At 57.5% G+C, this 26,571-nt stretch carries 21 protein-coding genes and 2 tRNA genes; 5 read left to right on the forward strand and 18 right to left on the reverse strand.

Translation table 11 applies throughout. The features are described from left to right. Nucleotides 1–2 precede the first annotated feature (2 nt). From WC811_RS06550 to WC811_RS06570, 5 genes are all read right to left on the reverse strand, one after another. Nucleotides 3–1,115 carry an efflux RND transporter periplasmic adaptor subunit gene (locus tag WC811_RS06550; protein WP_372642236.1) on the reverse strand — a complete coding sequence of 371 codons (1,113 nt, stop codon included), beginning with the start codon at nt 1,113–1,115 and terminating at the stop codon, nt 3–5. 183 nt (nt 1,116–1,298) lie between these two features. After that, the gene (locus tag WC811_RS06555; RefSeq protein WP_372642238.1) at nt 1,299–2,363 is read right to left on the reverse strand and encodes an AI-2E family transporter; all 1,065 of its coding nucleotides are present in this window, start codon (nt 2,361–2,363) and stop codon (nt 1,299–1,301) included. A gap of 3 nt (nt 2,364–2,366) precedes the next feature. After that, nucleotides 2,367–3,200: a polyphosphate kinase 2 gene (gene ppk2 / locus WC811_RS06560; protein WP_372642240.1), complete on the reverse strand. Its 834-nt coding sequence runs from the start codon at nt 3,198–3,200 to the stop codon at nt 2,367–2,369. Between the two features lie 168 nt (nt 3,201–3,368). Continuing rightward, nucleotides 3,369–4,430: a calcium/proton exchanger gene (cax, locus tag WC811_RS06565; protein WP_372642242.1), complete on the reverse strand. Its 1,062-nt coding sequence runs from the start codon at nt 4,428–4,430 to the stop codon at nt 3,369–3,371. A gap of 25 nt (nt 4,431–4,455) precedes the next feature. After that, nucleotides 4,456–6,246, reverse strand: coding sequence for a SulP family inorganic anion transporter (locus tag WC811_RS06570; protein WP_372642244.1), 1,791 nt, complete (start codon nt 6,244–6,246; stop codon nt 4,456–4,458). Nucleotides 6,247–6,456: 210 nt separating this feature from the next. Between WC811_RS06570 and WC811_RS06575 the strand changes: the two genes are divergently transcribed. The 3 genes from WC811_RS06575 to WC811_RS06585 all read left to right on the forward strand — a co-directional run bounded on the left by WC811_RS06575 (nt 6,457) and on the right by WC811_RS06585 (nt 7,642). Beyond that, nucleotides 6,457–6,765, forward strand: coding sequence for a hypothetical protein (locus WC811_RS06575; protein WP_372642246.1), 309 nt, complete (start codon nt 6,457–6,459; stop codon nt 6,763–6,765). A gap of 114 nt (nt 6,766–6,879) precedes the next feature. Continuing rightward, nucleotides 6,880–7,275: a hypothetical protein gene (locus WC811_RS06580; protein WP_372642248.1), complete on the forward strand. Its 396-nt coding sequence runs from the start codon at nt 6,880–6,882 to the stop codon at nt 7,273–7,275. A 112-nt stretch (nt 7,276–7,387) separates the two neighbouring features. Beyond that, nucleotides 7,388–7,642 (forward strand): hypothetical protein, encoded by a 255-nt coding sequence (locus WC811_RS06585; protein ID WP_372642250.1) that lies wholly within the window; start codon nt 7,388–7,390, stop codon nt 7,640–7,642. Between the two features lie 75 nt (nt 7,643–7,717). On the opposite strand, the gene WC811_RS06590 is transcribed toward WC811_RS06585, so the two are convergent. The 6 genes from WC811_RS06590 to WC811_RS06615 all read right to left on the reverse strand — a co-directional run bounded on the left by WC811_RS06590 (nt 7,718) and on the right by WC811_RS06615 (nt 14,937). Further along, nucleotides 7,718–8,113, reverse strand: coding sequence for a hypothetical protein (locus WC811_RS06590; protein WP_372642252.1), 396 nt, complete (start codon nt 8,111–8,113; stop codon nt 7,718–7,720). Nucleotides 8,114–8,336: 223 nt separating this feature from the next. After that, entirely contained in the window at nt 8,337–9,260 is a 924-nt protein-coding gene (locus WC811_RS06595; protein ID WP_372642254.1) for a tetratricopeptide repeat protein, read from the reverse strand. 167 nt (nt 9,261–9,427) lie between these two features. After that, nucleotides 9,428–11,791, reverse strand: a complete 2,364-nt coding sequence (locus WC811_RS06600) for a hypothetical protein (RefSeq protein ID WP_372642256.1) — start codon at nt 11,789–11,791, stop codon at nt 9,428–9,430. Then, nucleotides 11,791–12,642: a hypothetical protein gene (locus WC811_RS06605; RefSeq protein WP_372642258.1), complete on the reverse strand. Its 852-nt coding sequence runs from the start codon at nt 12,640–12,642 to the stop codon at nt 11,791–11,793. Before WC811_RS06605 ends, WC811_RS06600 begins: the two co-directional genes overlap by 1 nt. Nucleotides 12,643–12,771: 129 nt before the next feature. Beyond that, nucleotides 12,772–13,746: a cytochrome c family protein gene (locus WC811_RS06610; RefSeq protein ID WP_372642260.1), complete on the reverse strand. Its 975-nt coding sequence runs from the start codon at nt 13,744–13,746 to the stop codon at nt 12,772–12,774. A gap of 135 nt (nt 13,747–13,881) precedes the next feature. Further along, entirely contained in the window at nt 13,882–14,937 is a 1,056-nt protein-coding gene (locus WC811_RS06615) for a 2Fe-2S iron-sulfur cluster-binding protein (RefSeq protein WP_372642262.1), read from the reverse strand. A 562-nt stretch (nt 14,938–15,499) separates the two neighbouring features. Here WC811_RS06615 and WC811_RS06620 point away from each other — a divergent pair. Then, complete coding sequence (locus tag WC811_RS06620) at nt 15,500–17,377, forward strand: multiheme c-type cytochrome (protein ID WP_372642264.1); 1,878 nt, start codon at nt 15,500–15,502, stop codon at nt 17,375–17,377. Nucleotides 17,378–17,503: 126 nt separating this feature from the next. Further along, the gene (locus tag WC811_RS06625; protein WP_372642266.1) at nt 17,504–19,189 is read left to right on the forward strand and encodes a hypothetical protein; all 1,686 of its coding nucleotides are present in this window, start codon (nt 17,504–17,506) and stop codon (nt 19,187–19,189) included. A gap of 83 nt (nt 19,190–19,272) precedes the next feature. On the opposite strand, the gene WC811_RS06630 is transcribed toward WC811_RS06625, so the two are convergent. The 7 genes from WC811_RS06630 to clpX all read right to left on the reverse strand — a co-directional run bounded on the left by WC811_RS06630 (nt 19,273) and on the right by clpX (nt 26,290). After that, on the reverse strand, nt 19,273–19,875 hold the full coding sequence (locus WC811_RS06630; RefSeq protein ID WP_372642268.1) for a YceI family protein: 603 nt from the start codon (nt 19,873–19,875) through the stop codon (nt 19,273–19,275). Between the two features lie 932 nt (nt 19,876–20,807). Continuing rightward, nucleotides 20,808–20,884: transfer RNA gene (locus WC811_RS06635), tRNA-Asp, on the reverse strand. Between the two features lie 124 nt (nt 20,885–21,008). Continuing rightward, a complete protein-coding gene (locus WC811_RS06640) occupies nt 21,009–21,515 on the reverse strand; it encodes a DUF1993 family protein (protein WP_372642270.1) in 507 nt (168 codons plus the stop codon). Between the two features lie 120 nt (nt 21,516–21,635). Next, nucleotides 21,636–21,710 (reverse strand) — tRNA-Val (locus WC811_RS06645). 93 nt (nt 21,711–21,803) lie between these two features. Then, on the reverse strand, nt 21,804–22,082 hold the full coding sequence (locus WC811_RS06650) for an HU family DNA-binding protein (protein WP_372642272.1): 279 nt from the start codon (nt 22,080–22,082) through the stop codon (nt 21,804–21,806). Between the two features lie 251 nt (nt 22,083–22,333). Continuing rightward, nucleotides 22,334–24,760: an endopeptidase La gene (gene lon / locus WC811_RS06655; protein ID WP_372642274.1), complete on the reverse strand. Its 2,427-nt coding sequence runs from the start codon at nt 24,758–24,760 to the stop codon at nt 22,334–22,336. Nucleotides 24,761–25,039: 279 nt separating this feature from the next. After that, nucleotides 25,040–26,290, reverse strand: a complete 1,251-nt coding sequence (gene clpX / locus WC811_RS06660) for an ATP-dependent Clp protease ATP-binding subunit ClpX (protein ID WP_372642276.1) — start codon at nt 26,288–26,290, stop codon at nt 25,040–25,042. Nucleotides 26,291–26,571 lie beyond the last annotated feature (281 nt).

Below are 26,571 nucleotides of genomic sequence, written 5' to 3' on the forward strand. Positions count from 1 at the left end.
GATCAGCTCCGGTTCAGCGCTTGCGGCAACGGCGATGCGATCACCGGCGCTCCGGGCTTCACTCCCTGCAGACCCTCGACGATCACCTGCTCGCCGCCCGAGAGGCCGTCTTCGATCACGGTACTGCTTCCGAGCTGTCCTCCCGGCTTCACCCTGCGAATTGCGGCCTTGCCGTCCTCGACGACAAAGACATAGACGCCCTGCTGATCTGCGATAAGCGCCGCCTGCGGAATGACGACCTTCTCTGTCGGGGTGCTTGATTCGACGGCCACCCGCACGAACTGCCCATCGAGCAATGCGCTGTCGGGATTGGGGAATGTCGCGCGCACCAAGACGGTGTCGGTGGACCGGTTTACGGTAACGTCGACAAAATTGATGGCGCCCTGATGATCGTAGGTCCGCCCATCGGCAAAGCGTAAGGTCGCTTTCAGCTGAGAAAGGTCGAGCGACTTGCCATTTTGTTGGATGCGCAGAAATTCGCGTTGGCTGACGGGAAACGTCACGTACATTGGGTCCTGGCTCACAATGACTGTCAACGGCCCGGTTTCCGGCTTGACCACATTTCCTTTTGTGACGTTTGTTCGACCGATCTTCCCAGTGACGGGTGCGAGAATTTGTGTGTAGCCAAGGTTGATCTTGGCCGTATCAAGATTGGCCTGGTCGACTAAAATTGTTCCTTTGGCTTGTTCGTCCGCCGCGAGTGCCTGGTCCCGTGCGACGACCGTGCCGACGTCGCGGGCCAGCAAATCCTTGGCGCGGTCGAGCTGAACTGCGGTCAAAATCTTGGCGGCGTTGCTGCGATCCAGCGCACCTTCCGCCTCACTGACCGCAGCTTTGAAAAGCCCATCTTCGATGCGATAGAGCGGAGAGCCTGACGTGATCAGCTCACCTTCCTTGAATTCGACGGCTTCAAGATAACCCGTTACGCGGGCTCTGATCTCGACGCGGTCGATTGCTTCGACCCGCCCGACAAAATCAAGTGCACCCGAGACCGGCTTGCGCTCAGCAGTAACCACGCCGACAGCGATTTTGGGAGCATCTTTTGGGGCGTCATCGGCGCGCGCCGGGAGTGCTGCGATGCAAACTGCTACGACCGCCAACTTGATAGGACGCATTACGGTCTCCCAATATTTTCTGCGATCAGGACAATTCTTCAATCGCTATTATTTATGATTTCTGGGCGTTGCATCGGAGAGCATACTAGGCGTGCAAATGTCTTCGGTCACTCCCAAACGCGCTAAAATTTTTTGCGCCGCGTGTTCGAGCGCGAAGACGTTGTGCGGTCAACGGATGAATTCTCACACTGTGACCTTCCCATCCTTCGATAGCAAAACAGCCACCCACCGCCATTTTGGGACGTGGGCGCAGACGACGATAATAATGACGAGGATTGGGACGCTCAGAAACATTCCGGCGATCCCCCAAATCATGCCCCAGAACGCCAATGACAGGATGATTGCAAAGGGACTCATATTCAGGCCCTGGCCCATCAGCATGGGTTCCAGAACGCTTCCGATTACGACCTGGATTGACGTGAGGGTGGTAATCAACACGAAAAAGGGGGTGAGCGTTTCAAATTGCACCAACGCCAAAAGGCAGGGGAACGCAACGCCGACAATCGAACCGATATTGGGTATGTAATTCAGCACGAAGATGAGAAGCGCCCAACTTTCCGCGAAGTCGATGCCCTCGAGGCGCATAACCGCGTAGCAGGCTACGCCCGTGAGCACGCTTACAATGGTCTTGAACCAGATGTAACGCCGGACGCTGCCCGAAATCTCCTTGAGCAGCCTGCTCGTCTCTTCGGCTTTGTCCTTGTCCGGAAATATGCCGGCGATTTTTGAACCGACTTGCCCCTGTTCGACGAAAAGAAATGCGATGTAGGCAATGATCAGAAGGGCCGTCACGACGATCGACTGCGTCGACGAGATCACGCTGGGGAGCCATGCGGCGACGTTGATGCCTCCAAACGCATCCCTGATTTTGGTCGACCTTTCTGGTCCAAGCCATTCGGTGAGGTCGGCGACGATCGATTGGAACCGGGTGAGGTAATGCGGCAAGGCGGCGTTTATGGCATCGACCTGGCCGAGCAGCACCGTGAAAATCAGGTAGAAGCCCAATCCGACCGTCAGGACTCCGAGCAGGGTCGCAAGCCATCGTGGCGCGCGGTTGTGCGCGATCTCGACACTCGAAAAGCCCTGAACCATCGCTTCCATGAGGTTCCAGAGGAATATTGCCAGAGCGAGCGGAAGCAGAAAAGGCCGGCCATAAACCAAGCCGGCAATGACAACGCCAAAAGCAATGATCGTCAGGGCGGCGCTTGAAACGTGCGTATCGAGCCGCCCCCTGAGGCTGTCTCTCATCTATTATGTTTCAGGAATGAATTTGAACGGATAGGCGGAACCCTTTTTAGGTTCGCTGATATGCCTCTTCGGGAGCTTGACCTTCTCGTGTTTCACCTCCGTGTAAGGTATTTGGCCGAGAAGATGCTCAATGATGTTGAGGCGTGCTCGCCGTTTGTCGTCCGATCGCGCGATATACCAGGGCGCCCAGGCTGTATCAGTCGCCGCAAACATGTCGTCGCGGGCGCGCGTATAGTCGTCCCATCGGGTGTAAGATTTCAAATCCATATTCGAAAGCTTCCAGATTTTTCGGCCATCATCGATGCGCGCCTCAAGTCGGCGCGTTTGCTCATCGGGGCTAACCTCAAGCCAATACTTGATCAAGATCACGCCGGAATCGATGATGGCTTTTTCAACTGCGGGAACGATCCTTAAAAAGCGATCGACCTGCTTCTCCGAGCAGAAATCCATGACACGCTCGACGCCCGCGCGATTGTACCAGCTGCGATCGAAGATAACGATTTCACCCCCTGCTGGCAGGTGAGGAAGATATCGCTGAATGTACATTTGCGACTTCTCGCGTTCGGTCGGCGCAGGGAGCGCGACGACGCGAAAGACACGTGGACTGACTCTTGCCGTTATGGCCTTAATCGTTCCGCCCTTGCCGGCGCCGTCCCGGCCCTCGAATACGACGCAGATCTTCTTGCCTTCGTGGCGAACCCATTCCTGCAGCTTGACGAGCTCGATGTGGAGCTTTTTCAGCTTGCGCTCGTAATCCTTTCGCTTGAGCTTAGCTGTTCGATCGTCGGAATCCGCTTCATCCTGCGGGATAGCGCTCGCACTTTTGTTGTCTTCCATTTGCCGCCTCGGTCAATTGGAGCGCCCCGCCATCGCCAATTCTAAAAAATTCATTCGATCTTCGCCGATAAGCTCCGCTTTAGATAGATCTTACACGCCCTGCCGCCGTCAAATTCAGTATTGCATTGCGACAGCGGCGGACAGTTTTGTGTCCACGCAGACGTTGAACTAGACTTGCGGCGTCAGGAAAAAGGCGAGACCGAGGATGAGGTAAACGGCCAGTAGTTGAACACCCTTCAACCAATCCGACCGGCCGTCGCCGGCCACCTGCCCCATGATGACGACAGCTAGAAACACGGTCAGAACCAGACCCTTTCCAAATAAAAGATCCATCGGGCGCGGGCCCAACAACAGGCTTGCGAGAACGAGCAATGGCGCAACGAAAAGGGCGACCTGGACGCTCGATCCCATGGCGATCGATAGACTCAAGTCCATTCTGTTTTTGATGGCGGCGGTGATTGCGGTCGAATGCTCGGCGGCGTTTCCGAGAATGGCGACGACAAACACGCCCACAAAGATGTCGCTCAGGCCGAGAGAGCGCGCCGTAGGCTCAATGGAGCCAACAAGGATTTCGCTTATCCACGCGATAGCTGCGGTGCACGCTGCGAGTACCACGAGCGCTCGGGTGACGGACCACGTTTGGTCCTGGTCACCCTCGTCCGAAGCGGCAGAGGCAAGGAAAAAGGACGGATGTGTCCTTAGGGAAAAAAGAAGAAACATGCCGTAGAGCGCCAAAAGTACGACCGAAATTGAGATGCTGAGCGTGCTTTCGCCTCCCGCGTACTGCTCGCCGACGAGCGCGCCGTAGGCCGCCGGAATGATAAGTGCGATGGTGGCGAGGGTGAGCATGGTGGCTTGCGCGCGGGCGCCTGCCGGATTGAAGCGTTGTTCGTGATAGTGCATGCCGCCGGCCAGCATGGACGCGCCAAGGACCAAAAGAATATTCCCAACGATAGACCCGACAATCGTGGCCTTCACCACGTCATGGAGCCCCGCGCGCAAGGCCGCGAGCGCGATGATAAGCTCCGCTGCGTTGCCGAAGGTCGCATTGAGAAGACCGCCGATGCCTTCGCCGGAACGGTCCGCCAACTGCTCGGTCGCTCGCCCGAGCCAAGCCGCCAACGGAAGAATGGCGATTGCAGCGGTTGCGAAGATCAACGCGTGATGGGCCGGCGCAAGATATTCGAGTCCAATCACGATGGGGACGAAGCCTAAGAGCCAATTCCACATAGCCTGTTCCCGATGCTCGCGTTTCTCACGGAAGCTTGTCTTCCCAATCGATCCAGTCGACCGGATGGGCCTCGAGATAGGCGCTCACGGCTGCACCTATGGTCGGAAAGAAGGATTGTTCGCCGATCTGCTTGAACAGTCCGAAGCGCTTCAGCTTGTCTTTGACTGGATCTTTCAGCTCGGTGAAAGAAAGCTCGATGCCCGCTTCCCGCAGAGTGCTATCGAGCTCGGCCAGGACGTCGGCCGCTGTGACATCTACGCTCGTCACCGGCTCCGCCGCGACCACGATCCATCGTACGGGTGTCGGAGAATTTTCCGCCGCGGCAATGACGCGCTCTTGAAAGAGTTCCGCGTTCGCGAAGAAGAGGGGCGCGTCCCAACGGAAAAGCACAAGTCCGGGAATGAGACGCGCATCGGGGTAGCGACTGATATCATGGTAGCCTTTGACCCCTGCCACTCGACCGAGAATGGCATAGTGCGGCCGCCACGCATCCCACAGAAATACGATGACGGCGGCGATCACGGCGAGCGCGATCCCCGGAACCGCTCCAAGAACAGCGACTCCAGCGAAGCACAGCATCGAAAGCCAGAATTCCCATTGCTGCATTCGATAGATGCGGATCAGGTCTTGAACCTCGATGAGTCCAATGGCGGAAGAAATGACGACGGCCGCGAGCGCGCTTGTCGGCAAATTCTGAAGCAGGTTGGGGGCCGCAATGATTAACAGGGCGACCGCAACCGCGCCGACAATTCCCGTCATCTGCGTATTGGCGCCGGCCGCCTCGGCGACCGGTGTGCGCGAAGAGCTGCTGCTGACCGGAAAGCCTTGAAAAACGCCTGCCGCGAGATTGGCTGTCCCAAGCCCGACGAGCTCTTGGTTGGGATCGACATATGTTCGTGTTCGTGCCGCGTAAGCACGCGAGAGCACGCTCGTATCGGCAAACGAGATCAAAGCAACGGCAAGACCGCCCGATATAACGGCGGTGAAATCTGTCGCGCTAATCCACGGGATTTGAAAAGAGGGCAGCCCCTGAGGCAACGGTCCCAAAACCGCCACTCCAGCGCTCTTCGCCAATCCGAAAGCTCCGACAACCACCGTAGCGCCGACAACGGCGATCAATATCCCAGGCACCACTTTGCTGCGTTTCAAGAGGAAGATCACAGCCAGTGCGCCGATCCCGACGAGGAATGCTGTCCAGTTCACGCGTCCATTGACGACGCCGTTCGTAATCGACCACAGGTCACGCAGGGGACCGTGGCTTTCAATCGAAAAGCCGAGCAGCTTTGGCACTTGGCTCAGCAGAACCGTCAAGGCAATGCCGTTCATGTAGCCGTAACGTATGGGCTTCGACAGCAGCTCCGTAACGAATCCCAACCGCGCCAATCCCGCGCCAATGCAGACGGTGCCCGAGACGAGTGCCATTGCTCCGGCGAGCGCCACGGCCCGCATCGGGTCTCCGCCCGATAGCGGCAGCACGACCGCGAGTATCACAGCGGCCAACGACGAATCCGGGCCGAGAACGAGGATACGGCTCGGGCCGAAAACGGCATACGCCAACAGCGGAATGATCGTCGCATAGAGCCCGTAGATGCCGGGCAATCCGGATGCGACGGCGTAAGCGATCCCGACCGGAACCAGCATTGTCGCGAGCACGAGGCCGGCAACGACATCATGTTGCAGCCAACCCGGCTGGTAATGACGAAGCGTATGGAGACCCGGCAACCAACGCGTCAGCCCGGTCTGATCAATCGTCCTTTGCGGACGCAAGATCTGGCTTTGTGCAGGTGCAGACGAAGCGGTGGGACCAACGGTCATGCAAAGGCACCATATGGAGACCTTGATCGCGATACTTCAAAGCTGCTCCTGTTTACGCTTCATCGCAACAGATTTGCCGCTATGGAATCGTGAATGACGACGGCGTTTACCTTCGCGCCTAGGCGATATCGCAGAGCACAAATCTGATCCCGACAAGGTTCAATGACTGAGCCGCTTCATGGCTTTTTGCCAACTCGAAGTTAACGCCGCATGACGTTCAGCATCGCGTATCGAAGATTTTTAGCCCTGAATATTCGACCGAACCCCACTCGACCTAAAACGTTTCCGATCTTGATTTTCATCGAAGGCGGCATATCCTGCCGACGATTGTACGCATGCTGCTTGTTGCGAGACGCCGGGCGGCGCGGTGCGCTCTTTCTTGATGTGCTCGATCGCAGAAGCTCGATGTATCACGGCCACGCAGCCAAGACTGCGCCGCATGTGCTGAAGTTCGAATTGGAGTTGGAAGCCAACGACCGCAAGTTCCCTAAGCCTGTGCATTCAAGCAGGCAGGCGTAGGTCTGAGCGGACGGTCAGAAGCTCGAAACATTACTGAATAAGCCCGATCTCCGTTGACTGGAAGATGGAAGGAGAAATGCGATGCCAGGACTATTGCGCCCCGAAGATCTGAAAATGATCGCCTCCGATGCGGAGATGGAGGAACTCGACCGCGAGCGAAGCCTCAAGCAGAAGAAGAAACAGCAGGAACAAGAGTTGCGCGAAACCTTCATGTCCCGGAAGGTCGCGCCGGAAGCGATCGACCGCATCAACAACGCAGTTCGCATCGCAGCTCAAAACGGCCAGCATCATCTCCAGGTCATTACATTCCCTTCGACCTTCTGCAGCGATGGTGGCAGACGTATTAATATCGCCGATGCAGAATGGCCGAGCACGCTCACCGGCTTCGCCAAGGACGCCTTTGATTTTTACGAGAAGGAACTTCGTCCACTTGGATACAAGCTGCGAGCGGAGATCATAAGCTTCCCTGGCGGAATGCCCGGCGATGTTGCGTTATCGCTTACTTGGTGAATTTCCTGAAAGAGAGACGTTGTGGCGAAAGCAGCCGTCTTGAAATTGGCCCGCCATGAGAAATACGAACGCCTTGTTTGCAATCCGAGGCCAGACGAATCGGGAGACCGATATGAGCGTAACTCGACAGGCCGCACTGGTCGCGCTCGGAGCGATGTTAATCGCGCTTGCGGTCATTGGCTGGAAGTATCTAACAGAAGCAATGACGCTTTTCGCCGAGACCTTTTGGTGCTCGACATTCGAGAAAACCGGCGTGTGCCGCTTTCGCGGTTACCAGCACTTCCTCATCTGGACGGTTATCGGGATCATCAACTTGCTCGTCATGGGACTGCTTATCGACCGAATTGGCGATCGTTTTCGTCGCTAGCACGAGTGGTTAGCGTGGCCGTTCAAGACTCAATACATCATCGTATCAGCGTGAAGTTGCATCCACTGCACGTGGTCAGTGGGACTTGCCGACCGTCTTTCCCAAGGTGATTTCTGGCCGGCGGAAACCCATCGCGATCCAAGCGGCGATAAGCTTCAACATGAACTTGCCGGAGTGACCATCATAATTCGGTAAGTCATCAGGAAGCGTAACGCCACCTCGTCGGTCTTGCGTCATAACCCGCATTTCAACGGGCGGAGCATCTGCCGGAAAGCGGTTCCGATACATCGCCAACCAATGCCCCTTGGTAAAGTCGAGGAACATTCCCGAATTGCAACATGTGGCAATGACCCGCCGGGTCGGAGATTCTGACTTGAGCCGGTGCTCTTCAAGATACTCCTGCCCCGAGGCACATCGCACTCGATCCTTTCGATATAGGACGTAGTTTGTTCCACCGTCGGGATTGAGCATGGGCGACGCCGAAGCGAATTGCTCGAAGCGACGTCCGGCTTCTTGGCAACTCGCGCAATAGCAGGAGGCGGTCAGAATCGGCCGGCCGACTGCCTCCAATTTAACCCTGCCGCATCGGCATATCGCGTGGAGGTGTTCTTGCTGCTTCTGGCTCACTCGACGGGTCCCGTTGCTGGTCGGCACAACGCCATCGACGTCGGTAAGACCGTCGAAGGGTTCGTGACTAGTCGCTTTCGATGCCGAGTTCTCGCGCCGCAGCCGTCAGCCGGGTCTTTGCATCGGCATCGCTCGCAAACGCGGCGAGAGCTTTCGACAGCGCTGCCTTTGCAGCATCCTTCTCGCCAAGAGTCATGCGCGAACTCATCAGACGCAACCAGCCATTCTCGTCCGCGGGAGATGTTTCGAGACGGGCAGCTAGCTTGTCGACCATGCCATGGATCATATCGCTACGCTGAGCCTCGGATAGACCCTCTACATGTTGGGCGTCATCGCGCGTCGGATTCAACATTGAACCGGACGGCGAAGGCTCACCTGTCGCGACCTGCGCAGATTTTGCTTGATCAAGCGCCTTCGCGATTTCCGTGTTGCCGGGTTCAAGCTTGAGTGCGGTTTCGTAAGCCTTCGCCGCCTCGCCGGGTCTCTGCGTATTGAGGTACGACCACCCGAGCATTTTCCAGCCATTCACGTCATTGGGATCTTTTTCGAGGCGTGCGAGAAGCTTTGCGATCATCGTCTCAACATCAGGCAAATCGGCCGAATTTGCAGCGGATGACTTGGCCGCCATCGGATCCCGATTGGAATCGACCGAGTTCGCGTATGCGCGAAGGGACTCCAGCGCTTGCGTCGTATCCGACCCATCGGAATCGGACGCCGAATTTTTTCCCGACGGCGGGTCATCGATGCTCAGTATTGCTTCGTTCCCCGAAGGACTCGCGTCATTCCGAGGAATGCCCGCAAAGCAGGAAATCGCGGCTGCGATGAGCAGAGCCAATACAATGCCCGAGGTGTGCGTGCTCGTCGCGACCCACTGGCGAGTGAGTGCCGTTATCGGCCGGCGACCGTGCAATTTCAGGCGCAATAGGAGCAGCACCGTCGCCAGCAATGTGGCGGCCGTACCTGCTGCGACCGTCGCATACAGCTGTGCCATGTCCCATCCTCGCAAACTTTTCTTCTTATGGCGGAAGAATGGGACCCAAATTGGGGCTACGAGATGCAACGTGGCGAGGGCAATCATCAGGGCGCGCCAAAGCCAGACGAGTTGCGGCGCATATTTTCGAAGGAGCGCCGGAACAGTCGTATCGCGACACGGTCAAGCTATGGCATCGGAATTTTCGTATTTATGATCGGCATGATAACGCCATTCACATGATACTTGTGACACGTCAGACAGTCTTGGCGCACCTTCTTGGTGGCGTGGCACGTCTGGCATAGATCCTTGCTCACTGCCCCGAAATTAGAGGCAAAATTATGCGGATCGCCCTGTTCGTAGCTCTTCAGATAACGGCGGCCTTTTTCGAGCTTATGGCAGGTTAGACAACCGCGATTTTCCATCACACCGAAGTGTGGTTCGTGGATGAAAGTCGTAAAGCTTCCTTGCTTCGTCTCCGCCGATGGCTGCGAGAAATTAACAACCCGCCCCTTGCCTTGTATGTCATCAACGCTATGGCATTTCGTACACGCCCCCTGAGCGTCCTTGCTCGTCAGAAAATCGAAGACAGCTGCCGCCGGGCTTCGATCACCTTTCGGGGCTTGGGGACCGGTTAAAAAGAGCCACGAGTAGATGAATTTGTCCTTGTGGCCCGCAGGACGATAGAAAATCGCGTAATCCTGGCGGTACCAGCCGCCGTATTCGGACCAGCTTTCCGGATCGACATTGCTTTCTATACTGATCAACGGCGCGGTCTTCGCCTGAGGTCGAGATATCACGTTTGGCTGCGCCGCTGCTCCGCGAGTTTGGGACGCGCTGGCGCCGCCCTTGTCACGAGACTTCATTTCGCGAAGTTCTTCCTCCGTAGGCTGAAGCAGGTCATCGGATTGGTTCGCCACCTTTTCTCTAGGCATTTGAGACGTTGCCGCCGGTTCGTCGCCGTTCAGACCTGCTCTCATCGGTTCAGGCAAGTTGCCGGCGGAGCGCTTTTCCTTGTTGCCATTCGTCTTCCCATTCGCGCCGTCGGCATCTCCGGCGGTTCCTTCGGCCTCAGCGCTTTCGGGCTTATTCTCTTGTCCAGCGGACATGAGACACTGGCCAAGAACACGCATGAGACACGCTGGCGGATCGTATTTTGTCTTGCTCGCTTCTTTGCTCGGTGCCTCTTTCCGACCGGTCTCGGCGGATGGTTTGAGCGCATCCGAAACAGGAGGCTCCTCCGTGATCGGAACGCTCGAATTGCCTTGTTCCCGATCAGTCACGGCCGGCTGCGGATCAGGTGCGTTCGGGCCAGCGGTGATTTCCCTCGCAAGGTTCGGCAACCACTGTTGCTGGGCACCGATGACGACATCGCGAGGTATGCTGGCCGTAAGATCGGCGACGAGAGTTGCGCTCAACTTTCCGCTGCTGCCGATATTGAGATCACCGAGGACGTCCGAAGCTTTTCCAGAAATCATTGCATAAAATATCCGCTTGATCTCCCAAGCGAGTTCTTTCACGCTTGCGATCTGATCGTCGTTTGCATTGGCCAAGTCTTGGAGGTTCAATCGGTCCACGGCCTTGATAAGAGCACGGCCCTTGTCGTTACGGCTGATCATCACTTTCATGAACGGTGTCAGCTCGGCTTCGGAAGCGTCCGGCCATTCGCCGATTGCCGCGTTTCTCTTCTTCAGAGTTTGCAGATCAAGGCCGGGGAGCGCGAGAAAGGCGATGCCTTTCGGGCCGGTCGCTCGCTCCTTACCGGTGATCTGGTCGAGATGGCAACCGCTGCAGGTCTTCTCGAACGGCACTACCGCCATAACCCGCTTGTCGTCGTGACTGTCGTGACACGTTGAGCAGGACGCGGGAATGCGCTTTGCCAAGTCCTTCCTCGCAACCTCGGGGAAGTGCTTGTCGAAATGGCTTGCGTGATCGTAAACGATCCGCGTGCGACGCCTGAACGGGTAGCTCTCGAATTGCGGGTGGCCGCCGTCGAAACTATCGAACTTCACGACATGACATGAGCGGCACTGTTCGTTGGAGATCTTGCTTAGATCGAAATTGATGCCCTGATGCTCTTGGTGGCACGTCGCGCAATAAAGACCGCTTTTTATGACGTCTTTAGCCGGAAACGCTGTGTCTTGCGCCCGGACCAACAGCGGCTCATGCGTCGTCGCGGCGACCTTGCTCAGCCTTCTGGTGCTCTCCGCTAAAACATTGAACGAGGCGCCGTGCGGGAAGAAGGCGGTCGCCGGCATTTTGTGGCAGGTGAGGCAAGCATTGCTATCTGCGCGCGGATTGCCGGCGATGAGCCCGTGGACCCAGCTCAATTTTCCGGTGCCGCTTTGGGTGTGGCATTGGGCGCAATTTCCGATTGCGGCATGAGCGCTCGTGAGCGGTCCGGGCATCAGAAACTGCGTACCTTTGGAGAGAAAGAAGGCAGCGCCCGCGGAGACGGTCGTAAGAAGCGCGACCAACAGCGCGAAACGGTCGCGCTGAAAACTCGGTGGCTGCGGATTTTCGCTCTGTGGCGGCCAGAGAAATCGCCACATCACCAACCCCCCGACGAATAGGAGTAGACAACAAGGACGTGCAACACCGATAGCACGATCAGTCCGTAAGTGACGGGCACATGCACAAACTGCCAGCCCCTGCTGAGGGCGGAGTGGACGCGCGCGAAATCGAGCCTGTCCTTCTCAATCACCAGATTCCGGATCGCCGCCAACTTCTCCTGGCGCCGTGCGTCGACATAGGGTGAGAGGCTGTCGATTTCGGCCGTCAGCCGCTGAAGAGCGTTTTGCGAGCCAACCAGACACGAGAAGAAATTGCGACGCCTTTCGAAATAGTCTTTGAGATGGTTGGCGTAGAGATCGGCGATCCAGGCATCATGGGGTGGCGCCGGCAATGCGCTCGCAACGGAAGCCGGGTCAGGCATGGCGACGACCTCGCGGACCTCGCGTGCCAGTTCGGCAGCGCGGGAGGGAATGGGGTCAGAGCTGAAGCGGTCGTCGATACCCTTGGCCTTGGCCGACCAAGTGAGATAGGTGCCGAAAATTCCGCTGAGCATCACCAGCGCGAATCCCGTCCATAGCGCCCACTCGAATCCTGCGTCCGGCAGAGAGAAATTCGTGTGCGATAGGAAGGCGGCGATCAGTAGATAGCCAACGAAAATATGGAATTTTCGCCACCTCGCGACCGATTTCGGCGAGAGCTTGTTCGTCTTTATGGCGACGTGAAAGCCGAGCTGCAAGCTCATGCCGCCAGCCAGAACCCAGCCATCGAGATAACGCGGATCGCGGAGCGCATAACCGTAGATCGATACCAGCGAGAACAGGCCGACGGAAATCGCCGCGAGCACAACGACACGGATCGTGCGCGTGATGAGAGATCCCGCTGAACTCAATCCGCGCCCCCCAATCGCGCCAACAGATGGGTGCTGCAGCACCGATCTCACGCCAATCCGCCAAGTTCGCCCATTGCCAACTCCTATTAAGCCCACCTGACTCGTTGCCATTCGGCCGCCGGTCCGGGATCAATTGACCGCGCTTGCCTTTCTTGCGGTACCCTTGAACTGGCCCGTTACAGGAATAAGGCCGTCGAGGCCGGTCATCGTGGTGCCGTCGTACTTTTCGGTAATGCTGGTGAGCAGATTGGAAACGCCGTCGGCGGCCGCTGTCAGGAGGCGTTCGTTATTCAGCTTGAGTGCCGCCGAATGGGCATATTCGACCATCTTGGCGATTTCCGGCACATTCGGCGCGACTTTTGCCGCGGCCACGAGTCGGTTGCGTGCCCGGTCCACGCGCTGCGCCATGAAGAATGCATAGGGCTTTCGTACAGTCGCCTTTGCGACTGCGCGCAATGCCGTCTCAAGCTCAACGCCGAGGCCGACAAGATAGAGCATCCGCTTGCGCGCCGCGTCGGCTGGTACGTTGTCTTTCCCCCTGGAATACCAAGTGTTGTGCAGCACTTCGCCTTGCGACCAGGACACCAACTCGAACGCGCTGCCCGCCCGATGGCCACCCTTATTGACGAGATCCTCTTGCGGGACGACGTGGCATCCGTAGCAGTTCTTCGCCAGTTGATAGAGCGCATGCCTCCTGATCATGCCCTTCGACTCCGCAAGTTTCCAACGCGCCTGTGCCTCCGCCTTGGTCTCAGTTTTGGCGGTCTTCCCGCTAAACCCGCTGTGAATCTTGATCCAATCTTTCCCGGCGCCGTGACATGATTCGCAGGAAATGCCCGCAATGGCTTCTTCCTTGTCGTCCTTTCGCTGCACCGTGTAGTGACAATTCACGCATAGGCTCTCCGACCTGATGCGCCGGACTCCCATTCTTTCCGCGATCTTTTTTGCCTCCGCGTCGCGCGGCAGGTCGCGGAAGGTCTTGAAATGATGCGTCTCCTTCCAAGCTTCGACCTCCTGCTTGTGACATTCGGCACAGGCGTTCGGTCCGACGATCTTGGCAGGATCGGACGCGATGGCGCCGTGCACGCCAAAGAAGAAAATCATCAGCGAGACGGGGAGAAAACACAGAGTGAAAAAGGGGGACCTTCTGTCCGAATCCGATCGACCGAATGCAAAACGCTCTAATAACCACAATGCATGCTGTCCTTGTTCAGGCCATCATCGCGCGGACGCCGTTTGTCAGCGCAGATCACCGGCACGATCGGAAGCGAGCTGAAGACGTTGCCGGCCAACGGGCGCAGTGAGCTTCCCAATGGCGCGAGTGAGAATGCCTTCAGTGGCCCTTTGATCTGTTGTCGGCAGAAACGGATCGGCATAGCAGACTGCGCCAACGCGTGCCGCGATCGACTTCACGGAATCGACCATCCCTGGTGCCCCGCAAGCGTAGAGAACATCGGTCGGCAACAGTCGCGGCAGATAGTCGGTCGGCCGGCCCGGCCGAATGGCATCGGACAATGTTCGAGACGAACTGCAGACTGGCACGACGAGAACATTCGGAAAACGGGCCAGCTGAACGAGAGCAGGCCCCATATAGAGCGACTCGATGCTGCGACCACCGGCGATGACCATCATCCGGCGGGACGAGTTCTCGCGCAACGCCGCTACCGCAATCGCCCAGATCGGCGCAAACCCGGTGTTGGTGGCAACGAGAACGATCCGGCTTCCGAAACTCGGCCGAAAATGCGCCGAACCATACGGTCCCGTCAGCTTAACTTTGTGGCCCGACTTGATATGTTTGCCGAGAGCGGAGGTGACGCGCCCATCCTCTGCGCGCCGGATGTGGAACCACGTCATGTGGCTATCCGGATTGCGGTGGAGAGGATGTGTGATGCTGTAAGGACGGCTGGGAAAGCCATTGAACCGCACCTGGGCATATTGGCCAGCGTGATGGGGAAGCGCGCGGTCTGTCTTGATGCCGACTTCCATGACGTCGGATGATAACGGGCGCAATGTGCTCAATACGCCATCGACGGTCCGGACATCCGTCGGCCGACCTCTCTCTATAACCGCTTCGCCAACGATCCGGCACTGACAGGCGTGAACGACACCCGGCTCAGACCCTTCGCCGCCCTTCACTTCCCCAGCTACGAGTTGCACGCAGCAAGTGCCGCAGTGTCCGGCGCGGCAGTCGAAGGGCAGGTCAATGCCATTGTTCAGTGCAGCGTCCAGCAGCAGTTCACCGTCTCGTGCGAAAAAGGATTTTCCATTGATCGTAATTTGGTGACGTCTTGCCATTGCGCTGTCCCAGAAGGCTTCAAGTTGCTGATCTACGTCTGCTTTGTCCCGCTAAGATTTGACGCCAAATTTGAAATGCATTTGGCGACAGAGAATTCCACTAAGGAGATATCGTGGTCAGACAATGACGCGGCAGCGGGGGAAAGATCTGTCAAATGACGATTAAAAATAGAAAGCTCGATGCAGAGTAATAGTCGGCGAATTCGTTGGTTTTTAATTGTGGCCATGTTGGATGGCGGAATATCCATGACTGGACGCTTAGTGCTTCACGACGCAATTATCCGTACGTAAAATCAGCATTTTAAGCGATCATTTCTCATCTGCATGCTGAGCGATATTTTCTCACTATTGGCTAAATCCGAATTAGATATTTCAATTATTTCAAATGTCGATTCATCGCCTTTATGCCGATTTTGATTATTGAGACGGCCATATCGAGGCCCCTTTCTCGTATCAATTGATCAGCAGGCAATCATTTTTCGACCGCTGTGCAATGTCGTTTGTGCGATCGATGCAGATTGAAATGCCGCCCTGAAATGTACAGAGGACGGGGGACGAGGCCATGAAGCGATTATTCAGTATCGCATTGCTTTGCTGCGCTTTCGCAGCTGCCGCGCCGGCATACGCGGCAATCGTTCGGCAAGTCGCTCCCGACGGAACCAGCGGCAGTCCTGCGATCCAAGTCCATCAAGCGTCACGTGAAATTAAGGTCGCGGAAAATACGGGAGTCGTCAGAAAATCAGATGCTCCGAAGGAAAATGCCACGGAAGCGGAAGACACCAAGCCTGACGTCCATGGCGGCGCCTCTGGCGATGAGTCCCTTTATCCGATCGCCGCTCAATGCGGAGGATGCCACAAGCAAATTTACGACGAGTGGTCGTCCTCGCAGCATGCCTATGCTTCGATCTCACCGATGTTCCACAAATTCGAGCAAAAGTTCCAGACACTCACACAAGGTACGGTCGGCACGTTTTGCGTGCGGTGCCATCAGCAGGTCGGCACCCAGCTGGGGGAGGCGCGCGAAGCTCCACTTTGGGCGCGCAGCCAAATCTCGCGCGAGGGCGTGACCTGCATCACCTGTCACCGGGTCAAGGAAGAGTTCGGCAAGGTCAACGGCGAGCGCCGTGTCGAGCCGGGTAAGATCTACGAGCCGGTCTTCGGCAGCGGAGAAAAGAGCGTCATCAAAAACGTTCTCGCCAACAAGGAAACCTACTCCGTCAAAACCAACGCTCAGGGCCGTGGCAACGACATCCACAAAGGCATGATTACAAACGACCAGATCACCAAGTCGGAGTTTTGCGTCAGCTGCCACCAGGTCGCCGTCAACCTTGGTATCAAGCTCGAAATCGTTTGGGATCAATATCGCGACAGCCCGGCGCGCAAAGCCGGTGTCACCTGCCAAGACTGCCACATGGGTAAGGTTCCGGGACAGCCCAAGGGCTACGCGACTTCGCCTTCCGCGATTGTCGGTGGCAAGGAGATCAATCCGGGACGCAAGCACGCGAACCATCGGTTCATCGGTCCGGGCTACTCAATCGCCCACCCCGGAATTTTCCCTCACAACACCAAGGCCCAAGCCTATAGCATCAAAGACTGGTTGCAGTTCGATTGGCGCGGCGGCTGGGGCACGAGCAAGTTCGAAGACAAGGTCGCGGGCGGCAAGCTCAAGGTCAAATTTCCAGAGCGTTGGGCTGACTCGAACGATCGTGAAGACGCCCGTGAGATCATCGACGAGAATCTGAAGAAACTCGATGAGCGTGACGTGCTGCGACGTCAGGTGATGGAGAACAGCAGCAAAGTCGACGGTCCCTACGTCGAGGGCACGCCGAAGGTCGGCGAAGATTTGGCGTTCTCCTACAAAATCAAGAACATCAATACGGGGCACAACCTGCCATCCGGTTCGCTCGGCGCGCAACCGCAACTCTGGGTGAACGTCGCTCTCGTCGATCCCGACGGTCTGAATATCTGGGAGTCGGGCTACGTCGACAGCAATGGCGATATGGCGGATCTGCACAGCCTCGACGTAGCGGCGGGTCGCATCGATACCGACCAAATGCTGGTGAACCTTCAGACCAAGTTCCTGACGACGAACGTCAAGGGCACGGACCGCGAGATGTACCTGCCGGTGAACTTCGACATCGATCCGCTGCCGCAGCTGCGCCCGCCGAGCATCCCGACAACCGTTCTCAACCATCCTCCATTGGTGCGCATGGAGAACCACTCGCTAACGCCACTTGGTGTGAAGGAGGCCAAGTATCAGGTGCCGGGGAACCTCATAAACAAGCCGGGCAAATACCGCCTTGCGTTCCGTATGCGTAGTCGCGCCGAGCCCATCTATTTCATGCGCTTCGTCGGCGCCACCAAAGTCATGGAGGAGAGCATGAACGAGCGGATCATGAACTTCCACGATTTCGAAGTGAATATCGACGTGAAGGGCTAGCACCGAAGAACTGAGCGTTTCGGATTTGGACCGGGGGAAAGTCCAAAGACGCGGGTCCGAAGCCTCTCCGAAGCCTCTTGCCAGACGCGAGCTCGCGGGCTTGAGGCGTGATGTGGGAGCTTCTGTATGACTTGTGCCGTAAAAGGCAACGATCGGTCCTGCGCGGGAACGGCCATCGCCGTTATCGCAGTGATGGCCAGTGGTTATCTGATGGTGTCCGGCACGACTGCGGAAACGGCGCCGGTGGAAGATCGTAATGAGAGCCGCGAGGACGACGAGACGGCCGAAGCATCACCCAACGATGCTCCGCCTAATGTTTCCTCGGAGCCAACGCATCGCAACGAGACCATCGTTCCCAAGCAGCACCTGGGCGCAGATATGAGCGGTGCGGACAAGCCGGACGCGTCGGCGGACAGCAACAAAAAGCCCCGCAAAAAAGGCAAATCGACCAAGAGCGCCTTCCGCTCCGATCCGCAGTACGACAAAAAATATAATGCTGAGGGACAAGCCGACATCTACGGCGGCAAAACCGCCGTCGAACCGCCGCGCCCTCTGCTCGAGTTGGGCCGCGAGCAATACACCTCGGGACTTTACGACGAGAGCAGCACGCTCTTCGGAAAATTAAATCCGCTCCTCCCGGGTCTGTCCGTTTACGGCGACTGGCGGACAGCGGTCGCCTACAACAATAATAACGGCAAGGACATTGCCCAGATCGCAACTCGACTGAACCTCGACGTCGATTTTAAGATCACGGCGACGGAGCGCATACACGCCTTCTTCACCCCCTTTCAGGACGGCAACGCAAAGTTCTCCCGCTTCGAATTCGGCGGTCGCGATGGCGACCAGAAATTCAATGATGAGATCGACCTCGATCCGCAGACCCTGTTTTTCGAGGGTGATCTCGGTTCCATCTATTCGGGTGTCTCGGGTCAGTACGCTGGTTTCGATCTGCCCTTCACGGTCGGTCTTTTCCCGCTGTTCCTGCAGAACGGAATATGGGCGAACGATGCTATTCTCGGCGGCGCAGTGACCCTGCCTGCGCGGAACTCCCCGACAATAGGCCTTTCCAACTACGACATCACTTTCTTCGCGGCGTTCGACAACGTCGACAATGCGAGCCTCGTCAAAGCGAACGGCAAGGTCGATAACGACCATGCCAACCTCCTTGGCGCGACGACTTTCATTGACGCGTTTGGTGGGTACATCGAAGCGGGCTATGGCTTTTTGCAAGGCACCGGCCCCCAGGAGGGCGTCGAGCAGCACTTCCTGACGGCGGCTTATAGTCGGCGCTATGCCAACACCATATCGAACTCGACGCGCGTGTTCGCGAACTTCGGAGACGACAATCAGGGAACCGGCGATGGCGTTGCCTTCATTTCGGAGAACAGCCTGATCTCGCCGCTGCCAAGCACGCTTCTGCCTTACGCCAACTTCTTTGTCGGCGTCGGCAATCCCGAACCTCTGGTCGATGGCAATAACGCGGGGATACTGAAGAACGTCGGCATCAACTTCGAGACCGATGCTCTGACCGGTTACCCGAAGCTCGACGACACCGCGTCCAACACCTTCGGCGGGGCACTCGGCCTAGAATACCTCTTCAATCTGGATCAGCAGCTCGTCTTCGAGGTGGCCACCGTCCAGCCCTACGAGAACGACGGCATCGGAGCCAAAGATGCCCAGTACGGCTTCGGCGTTCGCTATCAGATTCCGATTACTCGATCGTGGCTGTTCCGGGCCGATGCGACGTATCAGATCCAAGAGGGCACCGAGGACAATTTCGGCTTCCGCACCGAGCTACGTAGCAAGTTCTGAGCGAAAGCCGATGCCGGCGACGTCATGGACGATGAATGTCTCTTGGATATCCGCCGAATAGGGGACCAGAACGTCCGGCCCCTTCATCTCGGGCGGGCGACCGCATCGATCTCGATGTCGACGTCATCATCGACCATCGCCTGATAGTCCGTCATGTTGAATGCGCTGCGCTGGATGCGCGTCGTCGCGATAAATCGCCGTGCGCCGGCATCATACTTGAGCGTCGGGTCGTCGTGTGGGTTGATACTGACCTTGAGTGTCACCGGCCTGGTGATGCCGTTGACCGTGATCTCGCCGAGAACTTCTGCAGCAGTGGCCGAGTCAAGCCGGACCGCAAGACTTTTAAAGGCGATGACGGGAGAGACTTCGACGTTAAAAAACGCTGCGCCCTTGAGCTCGCTGTCGACGAGCGCTTCGCCGGTCGTGAGGCTCGCAGCGCCGATCGAAGCCCGAATGTTGCTTTTACCCGGTGCTGCTTCGTCATAGTCGAGCGTGCCGTTTACCTTTGTGAAACGCCCGCGCTGCGTCGAATAACCCATCTTAAAGACGAAGCGAACCTCGGTTCGGCGCTGATCGAATTCGAATCGACGAGCATGAGCGTGCGGCGCGCCTACGAGCATTAGCTCCGTGACGAGCAAAGCGAGAAGCGCTATTCGCGCCGGAGACCTCGATATCACTGGCGACATAATCCACCTCGCGAATTGCCAGCAGTTCGATGTGACCCCATCGCGGAAATGCTGGACGCCATGTCATCTTCGTGAAAACCGGCCCTTTTCATCGCTCGGCCTTTCGCCGTCACGATCGCGCTGAAATCGCGCCGATGAAGGCAAGCGTTCTCGTCGCTTTATGTTTTCCTGAACGCCATTCGCTCTGGTGAGAGCTTCGACGACATCGGAAATTTCGTCGGTTCCGGCCACGACTTTTGAAAAAATAAACCAGGCGCCCGCCGTCAAAATGAGTGGGCACACGAGCACAACGACTAGATCGAGAAACGTCGTCGTCATTACGTTTCCTCCCGTGCCTCGTTGATGGCCGAGGCCCCCGTCGTCATCTCCGTGCGAATTGCGTGCTCTACATTTTCACTGCTTGCGAGCAGCGGTATTCAGCATGGAAATGCGACTATGCGGTCTTCCCCACCGCATATCGGAATCGTGGGATGGCGAAACTTGGTCCGAGAAATGCTCCCATTCTTGTCATCGCGAAGTCGATAGGCAGCTGTCGCCGAACACCGATCCCCGTATTTACTCGGCATGCGGAGTAATTACGATCTCGGGCGAACCGCCGAGCAACGATCATCACATTTCATTTCATGATTTTCCGATAACCGCTGTATGGCCGGAGGCCGAGTTAATAGCGCGACCATTCTGGCGGCTCTTCTCGCTTTTCGCCCACGCGCGCGCCGAGCATGCGCAAATGCGACCACCACACCGCTCTTGCTTGTTCGGACAGCGCCACGTTTCGCCGGTGCATCACGTTGCGCATGAATTCAGCAAGGACTGGTCGTCGACGTAGGAACGCTGGTTCGCTGCTCGGGTGCTCGCAAAGCCTTCCAAATTCGACTGGGCAGCGGAAACCGTTTTCCGCCGGCTTCGCTTAACAATCTGATTTTTTGGCAAAATGGCGCGAGAGACGGGACTTGAACCCGCGGCCTCCGCCGTGACAGGGCGGCGCTCTAACCAACTGAGCTACTCCCGCAATCCAGAAAGTGACGGGCGCCGAAGCGCCCGCCGTCACAGGGTCGAGATACGTGATGGCCGCCCCGTCGTCAAGCCGCGTTCAACCCTTAAACGCGGATTTCCTTGACGAATGGCCCTAAGCCTTATCGCCGCGTAACAAAATCGCGTTTGCCGATCTCGATGCCGTTGTGCCGCAGGATGTCGTAGGCGGTCGCGCAGTGGAAATAGAAATTCGGGAAAGCGACGTGGAGCAGGTATTCGCGGCCGGTCATGGTCACGTCCTGGCCGCCAACCTTGAGGGTCAGCATCTTTGCTTCCGATCCCTCGAACTGCTCAGGCTTGTAGGCGGCGAGCAGAGCCTGAATCTTCGCGATGCGAGCCTTGAGTTCGGGTAGCGTCGTTTCGACATCGGGAAAGCCCGGGACCTCGACACCCGCTAAACGAGCAGGAGCGGCCTTGGCAAAATCGGTCGCGAGTTGCACCTGACGCGTCAGGTTGAACATATCGGGATAAAGCCGCGATCCGAGGTATACGGCGAAATCGATCTTCTTCGCCGCGGCCTGCTCGGCAGCCTTGTCGAGAAAGGCTTCGAGTCCCGAGAGCTGCTTCTGGAACGTCGGAACGGCGACGTCGTACATCGATACGGACATGGTTATGCTTTCTTCGTTGATGAGAACGGACTGCAGTCAGGTAGTGTGCGGAATGCGTGCTTCAACAGGGCCGTCCGTGCGGCCGGCTCTGCGAAACGAAATCGCAAAGGCAATCAAAAATGGTGGGCGGTGAGAGGGTCGAACTCCCGACATCCTCGGTGTAAACGAGGCGCTCTACCACTGAGCTAACCGCCCGACGCGCCTTTGCTAGTCCGTCTGCATAAGGCTGTCAAAACAAACACGCGCGCCGCTTCCGCAACGCGCGTGTAAAAAATTGCGACACGGCGCTTAGTTGATGTTCAGCGCGTCTTTCAGACCCTTGGCCGGCGTGAACTTCGGCACGCGCGAAGCAGGGATCTGGATGGTCATGCCGGTTGCCGGATTGCGGCCTTCGCGCGCCTTACGGGCAGCGACCTTGAAGGTACCGAAATCCGGGATGCGCACTTCATGGCCATCCTTCATCGCGGCACGGATGTGGGCGAGAACGGCATCCACCACGCCACTCGCCTTCTCCTTTGTCAGCTCGCAATCTCTGGCAACGGCATCAATCAAATCTTTCTTGCTCATCTCGTAGTTCCTCTAATGTGGGGAGGTGGGTTTCGGCTCATTGGCTCGAAGCCCGAGGCGGCCATTTCGGGGAGAAGCCGGCCGCGCATGAAGCGCTAAAAGCGCCCAATCGCCCCGCCCGTCAAGCGGAAAAAGCCCGTATTTCCGGACAAAAGCGCATCTAAATGCTCAATCGGCGCAAAAGAAAATGCCCCCACACGGTTACCGTGCAGGGGCATCAATCGGCATAAATTTACTCATATTCGCAAGAGTCAGTGTGCGGTCGCTCGCGCACTGCCTTTAGCGGACTCTTTGGCCTCAAGGGCCTCCGCCTCCGCTGCCTCGTCCCAGGTAATGGGCTCCGGCACGCGCACAAGTGCGATCTTCAAGACGTCTTCGAGGCGCGATACCGGGATAACGTCCATCTTCGTCAGGACCTCACTCGGAATTTCCGCCAAGTCCTTGGCGTTCTCTTCCGGAATGACGACAGTCTTGATGCCGCCGCGCAGCGCCGCGAGGAGCTTTTCCTTCAAACCGCCGATCGGCAGCACGCGGCCACGAAGCGTGATCTCGCCCGTCATCGCCACATCCTTGCGGACGGGAATGCCGGTCAGAACCGAGATGATCGCAGTCGTCATGGCGATGCCTGCAGACGGTCCATCCTTCGGCGTCGCGCCTTCCGGCACGTGAACGTGGATGTCGCGCTTTTCAAACAGTGACGGGTGGATGCCGAAATCAACCGAGTGCGAGCGCACGTACGCGTTCGCGGCTTGGATGGATTCCTTCATCACATCACGCAGGTTGCCCGTGACGCTCATCCTGCCTTTGCCGGGCATCATGACGCCTTCGATCGTCAGCAACTCGCCGCCGACCTCGGTCCAAGCAAGACCCGTAACAATACCGACCTGATCCTCAAGTTCCGCTTCGCCATAGCGGTACTTCGGCACGCCCAGATAGTCATGGACGTTCTCAGCCGTGACGACGATCGAAGTCTTCGACGACGTCAGGATTTCCTTCACCGCCTTGCGTGCGAGCTTGGCCATTTCGCGTTCAAGCGAACGCACGCCAGCTTCGCGCGTATAGCGACGAATGACTTCCTTCACGGCGCCATCTTCGATCGACCACTCGCTCTGCTCGAGACCGTGGGCAGAGTACTGCTCCGGTATCAAATGGCGCTTGGCGATCTCAAGTTTCTCGTCTTCGGTGTAACCGGCAAGTCGGATAATCTCCATGCGGTCCATCAGGGCCGCAGGAATATTCAGCGTATTGGCCGTCGTCACGAACATCACGTTCGAGAGATCATAGTCGACCTCTAGATAGTGATCGTTGAACGACTGGTTCTGTTCCGGATCGAGCACCTCAAGGAGGGCCGCCGCAGGATCGCCGCGGAAGTCCTGACCCATCTTGTCGATCTCGTCCAAGAGGAAGAGCGGGTTGGTCCGCTTCGCCTTCTTCATGGACTGGATGACCTTTCCCGGCATGGAGCCGATGTAGGTCCGACGGTGGCCACGGATTTCCGCTTCGTCACGAACTCCGCCGAGCGACATGCGCACGAACTCACGGCCGGTCGCGTTGGCGATCGACTTGCCAAGAGACGTCTTGCCGACACCCGGGGGACCGACGAGGCACAGAATCGGACCTTTGAGCTTGTTCGTCCGCGCCTGCACCGCGAGGTATTCAAGGATGCGTTCCTTGACCTTATCGAGGCCGTAGTGCTCCAGGTCGAGGATCTGCTGAGCCTCAGCGATATCCTTCTTGACCTTGCCCTTGATCCCCCACGGGATCGACAGCAGCCAATCGAGATAGTTGCGCACAACCGTCGCTTCGGCCGACATCGGCGACATCTGCTTGAGCTTCTTCAGCTCAGCCAGTGCCTTGTCCTTGGCCTCTTTCGACAGCTTGGTGTTCTCGATCTTTTCCTCGAACTCGGCGATGTCGTCGCGCTCGTCGGAATCGCCCAGCTCCTTCTGAATGGCCTTCATCTGCTCATTCAGATAGTACTCGCGCTGCGTCTTCTCCATCTGGCGCTTGACGCGCGAACGGATCTTACGCTCGACCTGCAGGACCGAGATTTCGCTTTCCATCAGCGTATAGACGCGCTCAAGCCGCTCGGAGATGCTGGCGGTTTCGAGCACGTCCTGCTTGTCGGAAATCTTGATGGCGAGATGCGACGCGATCGTATCCGCGAGCTTCGCATAATCTTCGATCTGACCGACGTTGCTCAGGACTTCGGGCGAGACCTTCTTGTTGAGCTTCACGTAGCTCTCGAACTGGGTCACGACCGAACGCGCAAGCGCTTCGAGTTCTTCCTTGGCGCCGGGAACTTCAACGACCCGTTCGACCTCGGCTTCGAAGTAATTGGCGTTTGCAGTGTAACGCGAAATCTTGGCGCGCGCGTTGCCTTCGACGAGAACCTTCACGGTTCCGTCGGGCAGCTTCAGAAGCTGCAGCACAGACGCAAGCGTGCCGATCTCGTAGATTGCGTCGGGAGCCGGATCGTCATCGCTGGCGTTCTTCTGCGCGGCGAGCAAGATCTGCTTGTCGGCACGCATCACTTCTTCAAGGGCCGCGATTGACTTCTCGCGCCCGACGAAGAGAGGAACGACCATGTAGGGGAAAACGACGATGTCTCGGAGCGGGAGAACCGGGAACAACTCTTTCCCGACGGCCTTTTCCTTGGTCTTTTTGTCTTCGCTCATTTCGCTACCTATTCGCCGTGCGCCGCAGGTCTTTCACAACCTGCCGGCACATTCCACACTCGTTCCACTTTAGGAGCCATGCTTCCCGCCCCTTTTTGTGGCAACGGTTGGCATTCTCGTGAGCGCGAGCGCGGGGTGAGACCCAAGCCCTGGATACCGGTTTTCGGAGAGATACTCGGCTGGCTGCTTGACGCCATTCCCTCCGAACAAATAGGGACCGGCGTCCCGCAAACAAGTCCCGGGACTAAGCTCCCGGACAGCCCTAATCGTCGCGATGAACTAGGCGGTGGATTCCTTTTCCTCCGCCCTGTCGGTATAGATCCGAAGCGGCTTTGCCGAGCCTTCGACAACCTCCGGCCCGATCACGACCTCTTCTGCGCCCTTGAGCGTCGGAAGATCGTACATCGTATCGAGCAGAATGCCTTCCATGATCGACCTGAGACCACGGGCACCCGTCTTGCGTTCGATAGCCCTGCGCGAAATGGCCTTCAGAGCGTCGAGCGTGATCGTCAGCTTCACGTCCTCCATTTCGAAGAGGCGCTGATACTGCTTGACGATGGCGTTCTTGGGCTCCGTCAAGATCTGCACGAGCGCGGTCTCGTCGAGATCTTCGAGCGTCGCGATAACCGGCAGACGGCCGATGAACTCCGGGATCAAGCCGAACTTCAAGAGGTCTTCCGGCTCGACGTGGCGCAGGATTTCGCCCGTGCGCCGCTCATCCGGCCCAGTGACCTTGGCCGAGAAGCCGATGGACGAGCCCTTGCCACGACGCGAGATGATCTTTTCGAGACCGGCGAAGGCGCCGCCGCAAATGAAGAGGATGTTCGTCGTGTCGACCTGCAAAAATTCCTGCTGCGGATGCTTGCGGCCGCCCTGCGGAGGAACGGAGGCGACGGTGCCTTCCATGATCTTCAGAAGGGCCTGCTGCACACCCTCGCCCGAGACATCCCGTGTGATCGACGGGTTGTCGGACTTGCGGCTGATCTTGTCGACCTCGTCGATATAGACGATGCCGCGCTGCGCCCGCTCGACGTTGTAGTCGGCAGCCTGCAGGAGCTTGAGGATGATGTTCTCGACGTCCTCGCCGACGTAGCCCGCTTCGGTAAGCGTGGTGGCGTCCGCCATCGTGAACGGAACATCGAGGATACGCGCCAGCGTCTGGGCCAGCAGCGTCTTGCCCGAGCCCGTCGGACCGACAAGCAGGATGTTCGATTTCGCGAGTTCCACGTCGTTGTTCTTCGAGGCGTGGTTCAGGCGCTTGTAATGATTATGGACGGCGACGGAGAGAACGCGCTTGGCGTGGTACTGCCCGATGACGTAGCTGTCGAGCACGGTGCAAATTTCCTGCGGCGTCGGAACGCCGTCACGGGATTTGACCAGAGTGTTCTTGTTCTCCTCGCGGATGATGTCCATGCAGAGTTCGACGCATTCATCGCAGATGAATACTGTCGGCCCAGCAATCAGTTTGCGGACCTCATGCTGACTCTTGCCGCAGAAAGAGCAGTAGAGAGTGTTCTTCTCTTGAGCCATTTGTTCTCACCTTCCGTGCAAGCCCCATCAACGCGATGTTCTTGCTTTGGCCCGCCATTCACGCCCGGCGCTGAGCCGATTCTGCGGCGGCGTGAACTTCATAACCAATCTGAGCACGCTAATGTTCAGCAGATCAAGATTGGATTAATGGAGCCTACGCGGCCATAGCTCGCAAGCGGCGCTATTGCCACAGTTGATAAACGAGCAGGCAACAGAGGCGATTCAAAGCCAACATTTACCTAAACTCGTCCGCTGCCGTACAGCGTTTGTTCTTTTTGGAC

The organism is Hyphomicrobium sp. (assembly GCF_041659645.1).
Lineage (GTDB): Bacteria > Pseudomonadota > Alphaproteobacteria > Rhizobiales > Hyphomicrobiaceae > Hyphomicrobium_B.

Coding starts and splice junctions, on each gene's coding strand:
- WC811_RS06615 (WP_372642262.1), bottom strand. CDS start 14,937: ATGGCAAGACGTCACCAAATTACGATCAATGGAAAATCCTTTTTCGCA.
- WC811_RS06625 (WP_372642266.1), top strand. CDS start 17,504: ATGACTTGTGCCGTAAAAGGCAACGATCGGTCCTGCGCGGGAACGGCC.
- WC811_RS06580 (WP_372642248.1), top strand. CDS start 6,880: ATGATCGCCTCCGATGCGGAGATGGAGGAACTCGACCGCGAGCGAAGC.
- WC811_RS06585 (WP_372642250.1), top strand. CDS start 7,388: ATGAGCGTAACTCGACAGGCCGCACTGGTCGCGCTCGGAGCGATGTTA.
- cax (WP_372642242.1), bottom strand. CDS start 4,430: ATGTGGAATTGGCTCTTAGGCTTCGTCCCCATCGTGATTGGACTCGAA.
- WC811_RS06650 (WP_372642272.1), bottom strand. CDS start 22,082: ATGAGCAAGAAAGATTTGATTGATGCCGTTGCCAGAGATTGCGAGCTG.
- clpX (WP_372642276.1), bottom strand. CDS start 26,290: ATGGCTCAAGAGAAGAACACTCTCTACTGCTCTTTCTGCGGCAAGAGT.
- WC811_RS06550 (WP_372642236.1), bottom strand. CDS start 1,115: ATGCGTCCTATCAAGTTGGCGGTCGTAGCAGTTTGCATCGCAGCACTC.
- WC811_RS06600 (WP_372642256.1), bottom strand. CDS start 11,791: ATGTGGCGATTTCTCTGGCCGCCACAGAGCGAAAATCCGCAGCCACCG.
- WC811_RS06590 (WP_372642252.1), bottom strand. CDS start 8,113: ATGCTCAATCCCGACGGTGGAACAAACTACGTCCTATATCGAAAGGAT.
- WC811_RS06570 (WP_372642244.1), bottom strand. CDS start 6,246: ATGACCGTTGGTCCCACCGCTTCGTCTGCACCTGCACAAAGCCAGATC.
- WC811_RS06595 (WP_372642254.1), bottom strand. CDS start 9,260: ATGGCACAGCTGTATGCGACGGTCGCAGCAGGTACGGCCGCCACATTG.
- WC811_RS06555 (WP_372642238.1), bottom strand. CDS start 2,363: ATGAGAGACAGCCTCAGGGGGCGGCTCGATACGCACGTTTCAAGCGCC.
- WC811_RS06575 (WP_372642246.1), top strand. CDS start 6,457: ATGACGTTCAGCATCGCGTATCGAAGATTTTTAGCCCTGAATATTCGA.
- lon (WP_372642274.1), bottom strand. CDS start 24,760: ATGAGCGAAGACAAAAAGACCAAGGAAAAGGCCGTCGGGAAAGAGTTG.
- WC811_RS06620 (WP_372642264.1), top strand. CDS start 15,500: ATGAAGCGATTATTCAGTATCGCATTGCTTTGCTGCGCTTTCGCAGCT.
- WC811_RS06640 (WP_372642270.1), bottom strand. CDS start 21,515: ATGTCCGTATCGATGTACGACGTCGCCGTTCCGACGTTCCAGAAGCAG.
- WC811_RS06610 (WP_372642260.1), bottom strand. CDS start 13,746: ATGATTTTCTTCTTTGGCGTGCACGGCGCCATCGCGTCCGATCCTGCC.
- ppk2 (WP_372642240.1), bottom strand. CDS start 3,200: ATGGAAGACAACAAAAGTGCGAGCGCTATCCCGCAGGATGAAGCGGAT.
- WC811_RS06630 (WP_372642268.1), bottom strand. CDS start 19,875: ATGTCGCCAGTGATATCGAGGTCTCCGGCGCGAATAGCGCTTCTCGCT.